This window comes from Haloarcula sp. CBA1131 (assembly GCF_008728975.1).
Lineage (GTDB): Archaea > Halobacteriota > Halobacteria > Halobacteriales > Haloarculaceae > Haloarcula > Haloarcula hispanica.
Genome location: NZ_RPCY01000001.1, coordinates 1,374,130 through 1,389,281, shown reverse-complemented (window position 1 = coordinate 1,389,281; position 15,152 = coordinate 1,374,130). Strand labels below are relative to the sequence as shown.

Here is a 15,152-nt window from a genome sequence, read left to right as displayed (position 1 = left end):
TCACATTTTGTATCCAAGAGCCTCTAGCTGTTCCGTTTCTACTCCATTCTGGAACTCGTTCGACTCGTCGGCCCGCAACTGGCGACACTCCTGGTACCACAAGTCGAGTTCCGCCCGCAATTCGCTGGCGGTTTCGATGTCCTCACTGACCCTGTTCTCCGTCTCGCGTGGGTCTTCGTCGACGCGATAGAGCATCTCGCCGTCGACAAGGAACCTGTATCCGACCATCTCTCGCAGATGGTTTTTGAGGTTCTCGAAGGACCAGTCTGGTGGATCGATAGAGATGAGCTTTCTGTCCATAGAACGGACGCTGGTGAAGGCTGGCCCGCGCCGTCGACTCTGGGTTCTACTGAACACGAACTCGTGTCCAGACACGACTCCAGGCTCCCAAACAACCGATCCTTGTCCGCTGAGGAATTCGGGATCAACGTCTGCTGCTCGAAGAAGCGTATATGGAACGTCGATCAGTGACACGACCTCGTCGTGAACACCACCATCCGTCGACGAGGTTTTGAGAACGAACGGAACGTGGGTCTGTTCGTCATGCGGGATAGTGTTGTGTCCTCGCGCCGGATTCCGGAACAGTACGCGTTCACCGAACGCCTCGCCGTGGTCACCGACGACCGCGACGATAGAATCGTCGGCCGGTCGGTTCGATTGCAGGTAGGAGCGTAACTCCCCCAGCTTGTCGTCCCAATAGTTGATGCAATCGTCGTAGAGATTTTCCAGCCGTCGAAACTCACGGGGCGTACTCGCCTGGTTCACCGTGTTCTGATCCCTGCCGAACGAATCGTCGCCGTCGAACTCCCCGGAGAACCGCGAGAACTCGTTCGGTGGGTCGTAGGGGGAGTGGGGATCGATCGCCCACAGGAGGACGAACGTATCCTCGTCCTCGTGTTCCTCGAACCATTCGAAGAGGTACCTGTTCAGGTCCTCGGCTTTCGGATACGCGAGGATATCCTGGTCGGTGTTCAGGAGTTCACGATCGGCCGTCGTCGTGGTCCGTCGCTCGAGTACCTCGGGGTGTTTGTACACCTCGATCACGTCGTCGAACCCGCGGTCGAAGCCTGTCGCGGACGAGACGTTCCCCATCGACGTGACGCAAAGCGTCTCAAAGCCAGCGGAGGCGAACGCTTCCGAAAGCAGCGGAACCCCGTCCGGTATACCGTCGGAACGCGTTTCGACGCCATGTGCCGGCGGATAACGCCCCGTTAGCAGAGACGAAGCGACGGGGCGAGTCCATGTGGACGGACTGAAACATCGAGTAAACAGCCGCCCTTCTTCGGCGAGAGTGTCGAGGTTCGGAGTTGTGGCGCGATCGTATCCGTAGGCGGAGACGTGATCCGCCCGCAACGAATCGACGACGGACAGAATGACGTCCATTGCTTGCTCTGATAACTTTCACAAACGCACTTAATCGAATCGTTTGAGCGAGTCATGCTCCGGCGCCGACCTGTGTCTGTTACTGTTTTCACCGATGCTATGCCGACTCTGCGTCCGGCAGACCAGTAGATTCACAATAGCCGCTAGCCTACGAATCGCTCACACATGGCTTCTATCGGCGTTATCTATCCTCGTCTCACTGCCTTCGGTGGTGCGGAAGCAGTCTGTCTTACCATCGTTGACGCTCTCCGTAACGAACACGACGTGGAACTGATCACTGCAACTCCTCCTCGAACGCGGGAGCTGAGTACGGAACTGGTCGGGACCGAGTTTACCCTCAACTACCGGGAACTAGACGTCGACGCGACCGTTCCCGGTCGCGTCACAAATCTACTCGGGACCGTGAGCGGAAATAACTTCGACCTAGTGACGAAGTCCCTGTTCATCCGTCGCGTCCGTGCCATTGCACCGGAGTACGACCTCCTTGTGAGCGTCCGCGACGACGTTTCGCTCCCGCAGCCGACGCTCCAGTACGTTCACACGCCACGGTTAGCGTTGCTCGCCGCGGGTCGTCGGGTATCGCACCCTGACCGGAGTGAAAAAAGTACCGTCAGGCGCATCTACAACCATATTTGTACCACTCTCGCCGGACACAACCCACCGTCCGTTCATAACGACGTGTTGCTGACGAACTCTGACTGGACCCGATCGCTTACCAGAGAGTTCTACGGTCCCGACGTCGATATTCGGACGGTGTACCCACCCGTCACTCTCTCCGAGTTCGATCCCGTTCAGTGGGACCGCCGAGAGAACGGTTTCGTAACGATCGGCCGCGTCTGCCCATCGAAACGGACGCTTCGGACCATCAAAATCGTGTCTGAACTCCGTGACCGCGGATTCGACACCCACTTACACGTCATCGGGACAGTCGGGGATTCCTCGTACGCCGACAGCGTCTGTGACGCGGCGGCTGAACGGGACTTCGTCAGCCTCGAGGGCGAGGTGAAGCGAGCGACGCTTGTCGAACTTCTGACGACCCATCGGTATGGTATTCACGGGAAGGAGCGAGAACCGTTCGGCATGAGCGTCGTCGAAATGGTCGGCGCAGGTATGATTCCGTTTGTTCCGTCGGGGGCGGGGCCTGCCGAGATTCTGGGTGGCGAAGACGCACTGGTCTACGACTCCCTCGAGGATGCCGTAACGCTTGCCGAAGCCGTCCTTGAAAACCCCGACGTTCAGGCATCCCTCCGCTCGTCGTTGCCCGACTCGAACGAGAACTACGGGCCAGATCGATTCAAAACGAGCGTCGTCGAAGCTGTGGAGGAACTGGTTTGAATGTCGGGTTCGCTGGTCATCTCACTGGACACTGAACTCCAGTGGGGGTTCCACGGCATCGATGCTGAAAAGGAGTTTTCCACCGCCGGACGGGAGGAACGATCGAACGTCGATACACTACTTGACCTGTTCGACGCCTTCGATGCACCGGTGACGTGGGCAGTCGTTGGGCACCTGTTCCTAGACGCCTGCGACGGACGGCACGCGGATATCGAGCCGCCCCGAAGAGACTGGTTCGACACCGATCCGGGAACGTCACAGTCCGCCGATCCCCTCCGGTACGGACGCGACATTGTCGAGAATATCGTTTCCGCCCCAGTCGATCACGAGATCGGGTCCCACACGTTTTCACACGTCCTCTGTCACCAGCGTGGGTGCACCGAGGCGGTGCTCAAAACCGAACTAAAGCGATGCCGCGAACTCGCGTCGTCGTTCGGCGTCAACCTCCGCTCGCTCGTGTTCCCGCAGAACCAGATCGATATGCTCGGAACCGTGGCCGACGCCGGTTTCACTGCCTTCCGCGGACTGTCCCCGGAACATCGGCTGCGGGACGAAGCGATTGCAGGGCGCTACCGGCGTTTCGCTCGCTACCTCGCCAGACGACCGGCACCGACCGTCCAGCCCGTCCGGGATCCGTCCGGGGTATGGGAACTTCCCGCTTCCCAGTATTTCCCGTATGTCTCGCCGGGCCCTCTCAAGGATTCTCCCATCCGGCTCGCCCGGACACTCCGCGGACTCGAACGCGCCCACGACCGGGACGAGGTGATCCACCTCTGGGCTCATCCACATAACTTCACGCCCACACTGCTTGAAGACCTGCGCCGTGTTCTGGAGTACGCGGAGCGTATCGATGTCCCTGTCCGTCCGATGGCTGACGCCGTCGCCGTGCACGCAGATCGGTCGTAGGGTTGATAACCCCCTCTCAAGAATTCACGATAATGAGCCAGCGACAGACAGTCGTCATCGGTCTCGACGGTGCGCACTTCGAGCTGCTCCGTCCGTGGATCGAAGATGGTAAACTTCCCAACATCGCTTCCATTATCGACGACGGTACCGCTGCAGACCTGTGCTCCGTTCTCCCGCCGGTCACATCCCCGAATTGGAAGGCGTATCTCACCGGGAAGAACCCAAGTAAGTTCGGGATCTTCTGGTGGGAGAACATCGACACCGACAACCGACGCGTCTACTACCCGTCCCATCGCAAGAACGAGCAGACCGAGTACTGGGAACGCATCGCGGAGGACGCGTCGGTCGGCGTCGTCAACGTCCCAACAACGTACCCACCGAAGTCCGTCGACAATGCGTGCGTGGTGGCAGGTGCGCCGGACGGCGAGAACACCGGCTTCTCGACACCGGAGTCCCTAGAAGCGGAGCTTGTGGACAAATTCGACTACACCGTCACCACCAAGAATCGAATGGAGACGAAGCCGGATGCTACCGTTGACGAGATTCTCGATCGCATCGACAGCCGGTTCAAGGTTGCAAAACACCTTCTCGAAACACGCGATCTCGATTTCCTGCAGGTGACGACGTTCTACATCAACACGCTCCACCACTTTCTGTGGGACGACGAGACGACTCTGGAGGCTTGGCGGGCAATCGACGCGCACATCGGCGACCTCCGCTCAGGAGACCGGAACGTGGTTCTGATGAGCGACCACGGATCGACGGAGATCGAGACAGTATTCAACATTAACGCCTGGCTTGAACAGGAGGGGTTCCTCACGCTTAAGCGAGATGTCTCCGATTTCATGTATCGGCTTGGGTTGACGACAAACCGGGTCGAGCAGTTCGTCGACGCGCTCGGGCTTCGGAATCTCGCGTTCAAACTCGCTCCGGAGCGGCTCAAACGAAAAGTTCCGGACGAGCAGGGCGAAGTCCACAAGGGTGCAAAGACTGACCGGGTGGACTGGGACGAAAGCGTCGCCTTAGCGAGCGGACAAGGGCCCGTCTATCTCTTGCTGGACCCGTCGACATCGGAGTACGATCGTGTTCGGTCGCATATCGTCGAACAACTCACTGCCGTGCGTGGCCCGAACGGCGAAAAGGTGTGTAACGATGTTCTGGTCAAAGAGGAGTACTACTCGGGGCCGTATGAGAACGAAGCGCCAGATATCATCATCGACCAGCGTGAAGGCGTTCATATCCGCGGTGGGATCGGTAACGACAATATATTTGCCGACCCAGAAAATGAGGGATGGCGCGCAGAGAACAAACGCCGCGGCCTGTTCGCAGCGTGTGGTCCCGACTTCACCTCGGAAGCTGTGGACCCGATGTCGATTCTCGACCTTGCACCGACGCTGTTACATCTATATGGAAAGGATATCCCGACGGCGATGGACGGAACGGTTAGGTCTGATGTGTTCGCTGCAGACAGCTCCATCACAGACACCCCTATCGAGTATCGTGACTCAGATGAGCGTGATGCAGAAATCCGGCGAATTCGACGAATTGCTCGCTCGCTTGACGACTACTAGAGGTATCCAAGATCTTCCAGCCTGTCCTCGAGATCGTCATCCTCGGCTTCGGTACCCTCCAACTCGCTGATGACGATATGGAGAATGGTGGAAGCGTATTCTTCGCCGGAGTCGAACCCGTATCTTTTGGCACGCGCGGAAAGTTTCTCTCTAAGATCCGAATCGACATCAATCTCCATATTCGTGCAATATCTCCGCTGCTAATAAATATTGTTTTGATCGTCCCCTTCGCTCCGTCTTCCGTGTCATTGGTCGTCGGATTGATACTGCGGAGCGGTTACACTGGCCCGCTGCTGCAAGTCAATAAATGCCAAAGCGATCCCAACCCACATCCATCCAGCCTTCCCAAACCCAACGAGGAAGTTCGCTTCGACGACGACGGCTGTCATCGAAGTTAGAAGCGCGAGCGCGAGCAGCCTGTGTTCGATTAACTTCGAACCCGATATCAATCTTACAAGGAATCCGCAGGTGGTAGTAATAACACCGATAACAAATACAATCGCCGGGATCCCCGCACCAACCCCGATTATAAGGAATGCATTATGTGGGAGACGATTTCGGAAGAAGTGTTGCCGAATATTTCCCCATCCGACCCCAGTTAAGATGTTTTCTGATATCAGCCTATACGAGACTTTGAGCTGGCTGAGACGGTGAGCGAGCGATCCACCCCCGCTCTCAAGGCCGGTAAATAGGTGAAAGACGAAAGCAATGGCCAGCGGAAGCAAGACGATTCCAGCGAGTCGAAGCAGGGCTATCGGCGTTCGAGCTGAGCTATTTCTCAGCGGATACAGGTAGAATGCCACGTACACCATCGCTAACAGCGCTCCCCATGTACTACGGGACTGCAGAATAAACACAACATAAAAGAGAATCACTGCTACGCCCACGAAAGGGAGATATTGCCCGCTTCGTTTCGATGTGAAAACAACGTACGGTAACGAGCCAAGGGTGAACATTCCAATCTCGCCATGTGACAACTCTATCCCCGAAGTACGCGTAAACGGAATAATGTAGGAAGCAATCGACCGCGACGGCAGGAACTCGCCACCGAAGAAAACCCCCGTAAGCGAACTCACGATACCAATAACACTAATGGCCAGACTAGAGAGAAAAACTGCCGATAGAACAGTATGTAGCCGCTTCCAGGAGTCGACGTACAGGAGCAGCGAGACAACCAGCATGAGGTACCCCACCTGTGTTATGATCCGGCGATATGAGCCACCGTTGATGGCTTGCACGAGAACATTATACAATAGAAATGTGATAAATAGGATGACAACCAAATAAAGCAACGAGAGCCGCGAAATTTCTGCCCGCAGCAGTTGTCGAATTGTGAGGGCTGTGATTGTCATTAGGATAAGAATGTTTGTGGGGCTGACAAATACTATACCAGTCGGAATCGCGTACCCGGCGAATGGGAGAGAGAAAACCATACACAGCACCAGAAGATCTACTGTGTCGAAATCTTCAGTAAATAACTCAGTCTTCTTCGACGTTTCCATCGTGTTGGTCTTATTTTTCTTGAGTCAGAGGGTCACATGAACGTTTTGATATCACTGACAAATTGGCCTGTTTGATAGCTGTATCATTTGTTGGGTTCTGTAGAAACATCGATTAAAATTGTATTTAATTCAACGAAGATTGGGGTAGAGAACTGATAATGAAAACACACTGTTTATTGCTGGTATAACTGATAATTCCGAACCGCGCTCGGCCGTCACGGCCTTATATTCCGGCATAGAAGGTATATAGATATTGGAATGCCGTTAGATGCTTCTGTCGGTAAATAAAACGACGGTAACTTTCGCTCTCAAACAATTTCACTCAAACTGAGCGCGAAACGGTCGAAATCAGTATAGGCAAATATCCAAAATGCTTAATTAAACGCGGTCATCCAGTGGCAGGTCTTTTGATTGGAGTACTATGAACCAACGGGTATGCATGCGCATACCAATTGATTTTTTAATTTCCTGCGGCTGTTTCCCTAAATACTCAACAAGAGGCCGGCGCAAAGATCTGAGCGATGCTGAATCGTGGAGTTGAGGATATATTTCTAATTCGAGACCCGCCATATGCGCAAATAATTCATATTCTTCCACTGAATAGATCAATTCGTTTTGTTCCGGCGTCTCCGCCTGCCGTTCCTCGCGAGGAATGTTGTTATCCAGCGTGATCGACCACGGCCCTAGTAATCGGTTCGGACTCAGGAGGGGGTAAAGCGTCGGTTCGCGTTGAAGCAGGACATAACCATCATCTTTCACAACGCGCGATACCTCGTGGAGTAACTCGATTGGATGGTACGTGTGATGAAATGCTGAATCAAACACCACTATATCAAATTCGTTGGCACCAAAGCCCTCTAAGTTTAGGAAATCACCGATATAAAAATCGATTAAATTAAGATCTGCGTTGACGTACTCAAGTACCGGTGGTGCCACAGAGCGTAACCAATTTTCAGACAGTTCAACGGCACAAACACGGTCTACTTTATCCATTTGAGATAAGTGACCAGATAGCCAACAATGTCCAGCGCCAAGTTCGAGAATATCGCCTTCAATTGGGCCAACCCAATGTTCAAAATATTCTAGGGTGCGATAAGATTTATTCTTATCAACCCATTCTTTGACTTCTTTGAGGTTCTCTTTATCAGCAGATTCCCACGTCGCCTCTTCGTTTTTAGACAATTCTGTCTTAGAGAGATAAGATATATCCAAATCTTCATCACTTAAGCTACCACTCATTATCGTAACTGATTGATGCCACCAAGTAAATGCGTTACGTTATTGATGGATAATGGTCGATTCAGGTGGCCAACGGTAAAACTCCAGCAGAGGGGCTGAACTGAACAGAACTATTGACTACAACTTCCCGATTTGACAACGGTCTGGATTGTTCGTTCTCCGCTTGTTGCACTATTCGGCCAATTCTCGAAACAGCTGAAACGGTTAGAATTCAATCCCACACTCGCTAGCTCTGCATGCTGTCATCATTGTGTTTCAGTGTTGACTGATTAGTGAGGGCTCCCGCGTTCTCATACGCCAGCAGTGAGATCAATCATTATTTAATTCTTAGACCGACGATACTGCACCATGTCAACGACCGCCTGTTTCTACATCGGATCTGCAACCGCATTTAATGTTGGCTTGACGACAAGGAATATCGGTCTGATGATGCACGACGATCTAGACCTCCACCTCGTCGGTACTGCGGTCAACGAACTCGACGCTGACGTACGCGAACTGTTCTCGGTCCACGGGACAGCGTACGATTCGACCCGAATTGGTGGGATGCGAGCCCTCCACTCCTATCTCCGTACACACGGTCCGGATGTACTGACACATGTCGTACAGCCGCCGATTCATGGGACTATCGGGGCGACACTCGCCAGCCTGTACGATGTTCCCTTCGCATACCGCTACAGCGGCGACAGGTTCTTTGAATACCGAGTCGCGTCCGACCTACAGTCCATCAAATTCTTCGCGGTCAACAACATGCTTGGACGTCTCCCCATCGCCCTCTCTACGAAGTACGTTACTCTTGGCCCGGCCGGGACTAATCGGTTGATGTCCCTCTTTCTCGGACCGAACGAACGCGAGGTGGCCGAACTCCCGACGCCGGTGAATCTAGACCGGTTTTCCAACGTCGGGACGGAGTCGCCGTATGGTGTCGAGGGGCCTATTGCCGTATCAATCGGCAGAATAACCGATTTGAAGGGGGCCAAGTTTATCGAAGCGACCCTCCCGCGTCTGCTTACTCGCCGACCGGACCTACATGTAGTGTTTATCGGTAGCAAACGAGATGCAATTGGTGTCCCGCCAGCGCTGGAGCATCGGGTTTCTTTCACAGGCCCAATCGCTCCAGCAGCGGTCCCGAGATATTTGACATTCGCTAATGTACTGATCCACCCATCTCTTACCGAGGGCCTCCCCAGAGTCCTACTTGAGTCGCTCGCTTCGGGCACACCGGTCGTTGCTCGAGACGTCGGTGACGTGGCATCAGTTACCGAGAACACGTTCACGACGGCGGACGAGTTTCTCGATTTAGTTTCGCAGTTCGAGTCACTCCCGGTTGATGACGTCGAAAAGTTCTCAACTGATGTGTTGCGCCATAGATACGTCGAATTCTTCAGTTCGTTTGCCTGATCGCTCGGCCGAAGTCAGCCATGGTCAGCACATCGATTTCACCCTGCTCCTGTCGTGCTCCAGCATAAGCGATAAACCGCTCAACGATGTCCCGCTGGTGAGCGTTCGAGAGGTCCCAAAGGTGAGACCAGACGTGCAGCGTGGCGTCCGACCGGATTGCCCTATCGACGCCGCGGTAGAGCCGTCTGAGGTGCCACCGTTTTCGAAGTGAGACCGGGATCAGCCTGAACACGGGGTGCGGATCGATCTGCCCCATTGGCAGGTTCGGACACCCGAGCGAGATGTACGGCGTGCTCGGTGTGACGGCAGTCCCATCACAGACGCGTCCGTCACTCGGCTGGTAAGGGGACAAAGCGTTGTGATACAGGCGCCGACCTGCATTCATCTGGATTAGCCGACACGGTTCGGGAGTGCGAACCGTGTCGATACCGTTCTGTTTGAGCACACGCTCCGGTGCTGAACTGTGACGCGGCGGGACGAATGCCCGCGACCACGGGATGCCGAACTCGTCGTGGGCGTCCTGAGCACGTCGCAGTTCCCAGTCGACCGTTTCCGATGTCACCTCTCCACACGGCGTGTGCGAAAATGTGTGCGTGCACACGTCGTGGGGAACCGGACTCGAACAGATTGCATTGATCATGTCCGGTGCATAGAAGAGAGGGTCGGATTCCACGTCCGTCCCCGGATCAGCTTCGAACCACCCGTCACCAGGACGCCCCTCATGATTGCCACCGCACGTATCAAGCAAAAGGTGTCCGACGACATCAAACGTAATGGGGACCTCGGCAGATTCACACCAGTCTAAGAGACTACTCAGCGTCCTTGTTTCGGTGCGTCGGTCTTCACTAAGGTGGTCATACTCGTTGAGGTCATGTTTTGCCCATCCGAGTTCCACTTCGAGGCTGATAACGACGCTTCCCGTCAATCTCACGCCACCTCGCTACTCTGTTGCTTCGTCCGTAGCGATTCCATGGTCTCCAGTATCGCTCTCGTCGATGACTCGATAGAATACTTTTCGAGGGCCACCTCATCGTACGTTTCGAGTGGTTTCCATTCCGTTTCTCGAATTATTTCAGGGAGTTCGTCGACCGTTCCTGCGTGAAGGCGTGGGTAGTCAGTTTCTGGAATTGTCCCGACCGGCGTCGCGAACACATGCTTCCCCAGCGTGAGGCCTTCGTACACAACTGTCGGATGTGATTCGAAATCAGACGTGAGCAATACGGCATCCGTCGCTGCGACAGTTTCGAGTGCCAAATCGTGCTCCAACACCCCGGTAAAGCGAATGCGGTCGGAAAGCCCACGCTGTTCGACCGTATTCTCGAGCTGATCGAACATCGGTCCGTCGCCGACGACCACAAGTTTGTATCGGTCGGGAAGAGCGGCGACGATATCAAGGGCCGTGTCGGGGTTCTTTAGAGGGACGAGCCTGCCTACGAAGCTGAGAACGATGTCGTCGCTGTCGAATCCCCATTCGTGTCGGAATACTGCTCTGTCGCTTGACTCGTCAGCCACGCGGATTGCTTCTGCGTTCACGATACCGGGTGTCGTTTCGACGTTGTTTCCCGCCGTTCGGATGACGTTCGCAACGCGGGAGGCCTGACAGTAGACGAAGTCCCCCAGCCAGAATCTGAAGTTGAGACGCTCAAGAAAAAATTTCGGCGTCCACTGGAACTCGGATCTCGCGGACGGTGTTCCACCGACAAAATTCACGACCGGAACGTCTTGGAACCGCGAGAGCACCTTCGCAACCCAATGTAAGGAGAGGGAGCTCACGTATATCCCGTCGACATCATTTCGAATAGACCAGCGGTACGCATAAAAGAACGTGTACAGCGAAAACGCGAGCCGGTACAACACCGCGTGCGGTTCATACCCCTCTGCTGATGCTGGCTTCGCACGCATCGGTCGATGGATCTTCACTCCATCAACCTGGCTTAAACATCGCGTCTCGCTCGTCTTCGCCGTGAACACTGTGACGTCGTGCCCGTCTTGTGCGGCGATCTGGCAGATTCTCCACTGTAATAACGCACCCCCGTTGATTGCGGGATAGAAGTCCTCAGCAAATACAGCGAGTTGCATACTGGTGATTCGATGTTTTGGAAATATATGTCTGTCCATGCGATACTGGTCCCTCTCACTGGAGATTTACAGTGTGGCAAGGGTGTCATCCCCGGGTTTCGAACCGGTGCCCGACAATCAGCCGTTTAGGGGTCGCAAAGGAGGTCCAGTAGAAATCGCTATCACAAACCTCATAATCCGCTCCAGCAAAGTCTCTCCCACCTTGGCTCGTATTCTGGTACTTTGTTCTCGGCTTCCGTATCCGCTCACTGGGGGTGCGAAGCTCCGGATGTTTTACACGGCTCGTGAACTCGCCCGGGAGCACGATGTCGAATTACTCGTCATCGATCAAGAGCCGATCGACGAATCGGCTGTCGAGGCGCTCAGATCGGAGTTTGAGGCCATCCACCTCTTCACTTATCCACACTACAAATTCTATTTTAATACGCTACCGGGGCTCATCTCTTCGAAGCCGCTTCAAACGCATTATTATAGATTCGATGAGGTCGATGCCTGGCTCGACGATCACGCGCACAGGTACGATCTGCTCCACTGTAACCACGTTCGGACGACCGAGTACGCGTTCGGTCAGTCACCACCAGTGACCGCGGACCTCGTAGACGCGATATCTCGGACCTATCGCGAAGCCTCGAAGGACGCGACTGGATTTTGGCGCGCGATCTATCCGGTCGAATGGCGGCGGCTCAGGGAGTACGAGCGGTCCGTCGCGGATTCCTTTGACCACTCGTTCATTATCACGGAGGCCGACCGCGACTTTGTCACCGGTCGGCAGTCTTTTCCGTCGCTCTCTGTCCTCCCGAATGGCGTGAAGCCAGACCTCGTCGGACGAGGCTCCAGCGAATTCAGGACTGCACCCAACGATCCAAGGATTGTCTTTCTCGGGAAGATGGATTACTTCCCGAACGAAGACGCCGCGTTGTATTTTATAGAGGAAGTTTTTCCGACCATTCGGTCCAAGTACCCTACTGCCGAGTTCCAAGTCGTTGGAACGGATCCAAGCGACCGAGTCGCATCAGCAGACGCACGCCCGGGCGTGACGGTAACAGGGTTCGTGGACGACCCTGCAGAGTATCTTGATCGCGCTGACATCGTCGTCGCGCCGATGCGACACGGAGCCGGACTCCAGAACAAAGTCCTTGAGGCGATGGCGCTGGGGCGACCCGTCGTCGCTACCCCACTCGCAAGGGAAGGAATCAACGCGCTGGACGGGAAGCATATCGTCATTTCAGACAACGCGACGGAATTCGCCAGCGCCATCGATCAGCTACTATCCGACACTGATAAACGCCATGCTATCGGCACCGCCGCCAGAACACTGGTTGAGCAGCGGTACATATGGCCCCAAATCGGCTCTGAGTTGCGCGATCGCATCTCGGCCACCCTCGATAATCACGCCGGTACGGAGTGAGCGAGCTAAGCGAGTACACTTTGGCATAACGTTTTGCAATCATTAATTACAGCCTTCGATCTGCCATTTCAAGTATTTGAACCCGGCTGCAGACAGCAGTCATGAACTAATGGTTCTGGAAGAATCAGTCAAGTCGCTTTCAGACGCAGCGGACGCTGAGTATTTCAACCCCGGCCAACTTGTTCCGAATGGAACTCGCTGCTCAAATCTGTCAACGGCGGGTCCTTTGCCGGCGAATATGAGATTGGGAGACATAACAGCATGCACCACTTCGAGAGCTACGTCAGAATCGCCATTTTGAACGACCCATTCCATTGAGGTCGATGAGACAGCTGACAACTTGGAGTGCCGATTAACATTTTAATGCATTACATAGTCTTCACGCATTCGGCTAATTACGGAAGATTTTATTTAGGAAACGACGAGCTGAATATCCACGTCACGCTCTTGTAATCGAACTCAATTACGCGTAATAACTTCACGGTGAGCACGAAGGGTCTTGAAGATCGTCCGGAATATCATATTCGTTGTCATCGGTTATCAGCACCCCTGTCCCTCCTCACTTCAATCGCCTCCCACGGAGCGGGCACCGCTGGCTGCAGCGCAAGATTCCTCAGCATATGAACCAATCATTTTATTAAGTTCTGAGGATGAGAGCCCGCGGACTGATAAGGACCTACAGTGAGTCACAGTCGACGAGTACAGGGTCTACGTGTGCCAAACCGCTATTTCGGCGACGAGCGGCATCAATGGCGTCACGTGTGCTACTCAACTAAGATTACTTCTCTGAGCGGGAAGAATGAAGCCGAAACAGCCGCTCAGCAGTATTGATAAAATAAAGAAAGGTAGCTTCCGCGGCTCTATCCAAACATCTGGCGCATCATCGGATGCATCTCCATGAGCTGCTCTTCGGCGATCTCCTCGTACAGCTTGTACGTAATGGAGACCGTCAGTAGCAGCCCGGTACCGGAGACGCCGCCGATGGTACCCAGCATGTTGGCCATCACGGCGAGCAACCCAACCAAGGCGCCGCCGATGACAGTCACTTGCGGGATATACCGCTCGAGGACCTTTTCGATGACGCCGACGTTCTGTCGGAAGCCGGGGATCTGCATCCCGGAGTTGTGGATCTGCTTGGCCGTTGCTTCCGGGCCCATGTCGGTGGTTTCGACCCAGAACACGGCGAAGACTGCGCCGCCGACCAGCATGACGAACAGGTCGATTCCAACGCGGGTCAGGATCTGCCAGACCGGCTGAGCAGTCCCTTCCAGCCACCACATCCAGTCGCCACGGCTCTGGATGGGGGCGAGGAAGTAGAACAGGCCGCCGGTCGGCTGGCCGTTGGCGTACGTGCCAAGGAACGCTGGCATCGAACCCAGCTGGGCGTTCAGGATACGGCCCAGGAACTGGATGTTCGCCTGCAGTGCCCGGACGAGGATCATCGGCAGGACGCTCGCGTAGATGAGCTTGACCGGGAAGCGGCCACGGGCTCCTTTCACGCGGGCGTTCGACAGCGGGATCTCCACGCGGACCGATTCAGCGTAGACGACCACTGCGAAGATGAGGACCGTCGTGAACAGTCCCAGCAGTTCGCCCTGCAGCAACACGGTCTGGAGGCCATCAGCGGCCAGCACTGGCCCGGTGCCGCGCTCGCCGGTGATGAACAGGTACCAGGTGTAGATTATCCCTTCGTTGTTGCCGATAAACGGCGTCGTCAGGATGCCACCGATGAGTCGCTGGCTCACGCCGGCGACAATGAACAGGCCGATACCGGAGCCGACGCCCCATTTGGAGATGACCTCGTCCATGAACAGGATGAGGACACCGCCGACGAACATCTGGGCGAAGATGAGCCACTGGACACCGGCCGTACCGATACCCAGTGAGTTCGCGACCGCCGTGTCAGCCGGGAGGAAGCCGCCGGCAAACACCATCGGGAGCCCGGTAAGACAGATCATCACGAGTACCAGCAGCTTCTGGAGCCCCTGATAGAGGATCTGGTCTCGCGGGTCGTCTTGGGTGTTCAGCCCGAGCAGGTCCGCCCCACCGAGGAGCTGTAACACGATGGACGCCGTAACGATCGGACCGATACCCAGCTGCATGATGCTCCCCTGGCCGGAGGCCAGAATCGAGGAGAAGCGCCCGAACACCTGTTGACTGGCGTCGATGTCCAGCCCGAACAGCTTCACGTTCGTCAGGAAGAAATACAGCAGGAGTACGCCTCCTGTCCAGGTGAGCTTGCGCTTGAACGGAACGTGTCCGTCCGGCCGCTGGACTGCGGGCATCCGGACAAGCAGTGGTTCGGCGGTGTCCTTCCAGCTCATCGTT

The 15,152-nt window shown here is 55.2% G+C and carries 12 protein-coding genes; 5 read left to right on the top strand and 7 right to left on the bottom strand.

Annotated elements, in window-relative coordinates:
• Window positions 1–1,383, bottom strand: a complete 1,383-nt coding sequence (locus Har1131_RS07180; protein ID WP_151145649.1) for a sulfatase — start codon at window positions 1,381–1,383, stop codon at window positions 1–3.
• 165 nt (window positions 1,384–1,548) lie between these two features.
• Between Har1131_RS07180 and Har1131_RS07175 the strand changes: the two genes are divergently transcribed.
• The 3 genes from Har1131_RS07175 to Har1131_RS07165 are packed head-to-tail and all read left to right on the top strand — an operon-like array spanning window position 1,549 to window position 5,195.
• Window positions 1,549–2,718 (top strand): glycosyltransferase, encoded by a 1,170-nt coding sequence (locus Har1131_RS07175; protein WP_151145646.1) that lies wholly within the window; start codon window positions 1,549–1,551, stop codon window positions 2,716–2,718.
• Complete coding sequence (locus tag Har1131_RS07170) at window positions 2,719–3,624, top strand: polysaccharide deacetylase family protein (RefSeq protein ID WP_151145643.1); 906 nt, start codon at window positions 2,719–2,721, stop codon at window positions 3,622–3,624.
• 32 nt (window positions 3,625–3,656) lie between these two features.
• Window positions 3,657–5,195 carry an alkaline phosphatase family protein gene (locus tag Har1131_RS07165; RefSeq protein WP_151145639.1) on the top strand — a complete coding sequence of 513 codons (1,539 nt, stop codon included), beginning with the start codon at window positions 3,657–3,659 and terminating at the stop codon, window positions 5,193–5,195.
• Here Har1131_RS07165 and Har1131_RS07160 read toward each other — a convergent pair.
• The 3 genes from Har1131_RS07160 to Har1131_RS07150 form a co-directional block, all read right to left on the bottom strand.
• Window positions 5,192–5,374, bottom strand: coding sequence for a hypothetical protein (locus tag Har1131_RS07160; RefSeq protein WP_151145636.1), 183 nt, complete (start codon window positions 5,372–5,374; stop codon window positions 5,192–5,194). The genes Har1131_RS07165 and Har1131_RS07160 overlap by 4 nt on opposite strands.
• A gap of 66 nt (window positions 5,375–5,440) precedes the next feature.
• Window positions 5,441–6,547 (bottom strand): O-antigen ligase, encoded by a 1,107-nt coding sequence (locus tag Har1131_RS07155; protein ID WP_151145633.1) that lies wholly within the window; start codon window positions 6,545–6,547, stop codon window positions 5,441–5,443.
• 528 nt (window positions 6,548–7,075) lie between these two features.
• Window positions 7,076–7,936 (bottom strand): class I SAM-dependent methyltransferase, encoded by an 861-nt coding sequence (locus Har1131_RS07150; RefSeq protein WP_151145630.1) that lies wholly within the window; start codon window positions 7,934–7,936, stop codon window positions 7,076–7,078.
• A gap of 348 nt (window positions 7,937–8,284) precedes the next feature.
• On the opposite strand from Har1131_RS07150, the gene Har1131_RS07145 reads away from it, so the two are divergent.
• Window positions 8,285–9,337, top strand: a complete 1,053-nt coding sequence (locus Har1131_RS07145) for a glycosyltransferase family 4 protein (protein ID WP_151145628.1) — start codon at window positions 8,285–8,287, stop codon at window positions 9,335–9,337.
• Here the strand turns inward: Har1131_RS07145 and Har1131_RS07140 are convergent.
• Together Har1131_RS07140 and Har1131_RS07135 are read right to left on the bottom strand one after the other, a co-directional pair.
• Window positions 9,321–10,232, bottom strand: coding sequence for a polysaccharide deacetylase family protein (locus tag Har1131_RS07140; protein ID WP_225308132.1), 912 nt, complete (start codon window positions 10,230–10,232; stop codon window positions 9,321–9,323). The two genes, Har1131_RS07145 and Har1131_RS07140, sit on opposite strands and share 17 nt — an antisense overlap.
• A gap of 32 nt (window positions 10,233–10,264) precedes the next feature.
• Window positions 10,265–11,416: a glycosyltransferase family 4 protein gene (locus Har1131_RS07135; RefSeq protein WP_191907470.1), complete on the bottom strand. Its 1,152-nt coding sequence runs from the start codon at window positions 11,414–11,416 to the stop codon at window positions 10,265–10,267.
• A gap of 37 nt (window positions 11,417–11,453) precedes the next feature.
• Between Har1131_RS07135 and Har1131_RS07130 the strand changes: the two genes are divergently transcribed.
• Window positions 11,454–12,824: a glycosyltransferase gene (locus Har1131_RS07130; RefSeq protein WP_151145617.1), complete on the top strand. Its 1,371-nt coding sequence runs from the start codon at window positions 11,454–11,456 to the stop codon at window positions 12,822–12,824.
• An 860-nt stretch (window positions 12,825–13,684) separates the two neighbouring features.
• Here the strand turns inward: Har1131_RS07130 and secY are convergent.
• Window positions 13,685–15,148: a preprotein translocase subunit SecY gene (gene secY, locus Har1131_RS07125; protein WP_014040867.1), complete on the bottom strand. Its 1,464-nt coding sequence runs from the start codon at window positions 15,146–15,148 to the stop codon at window positions 13,685–13,687.
• Between the last annotated feature and the right edge of the window lie 4 nt (window positions 15,149–15,152).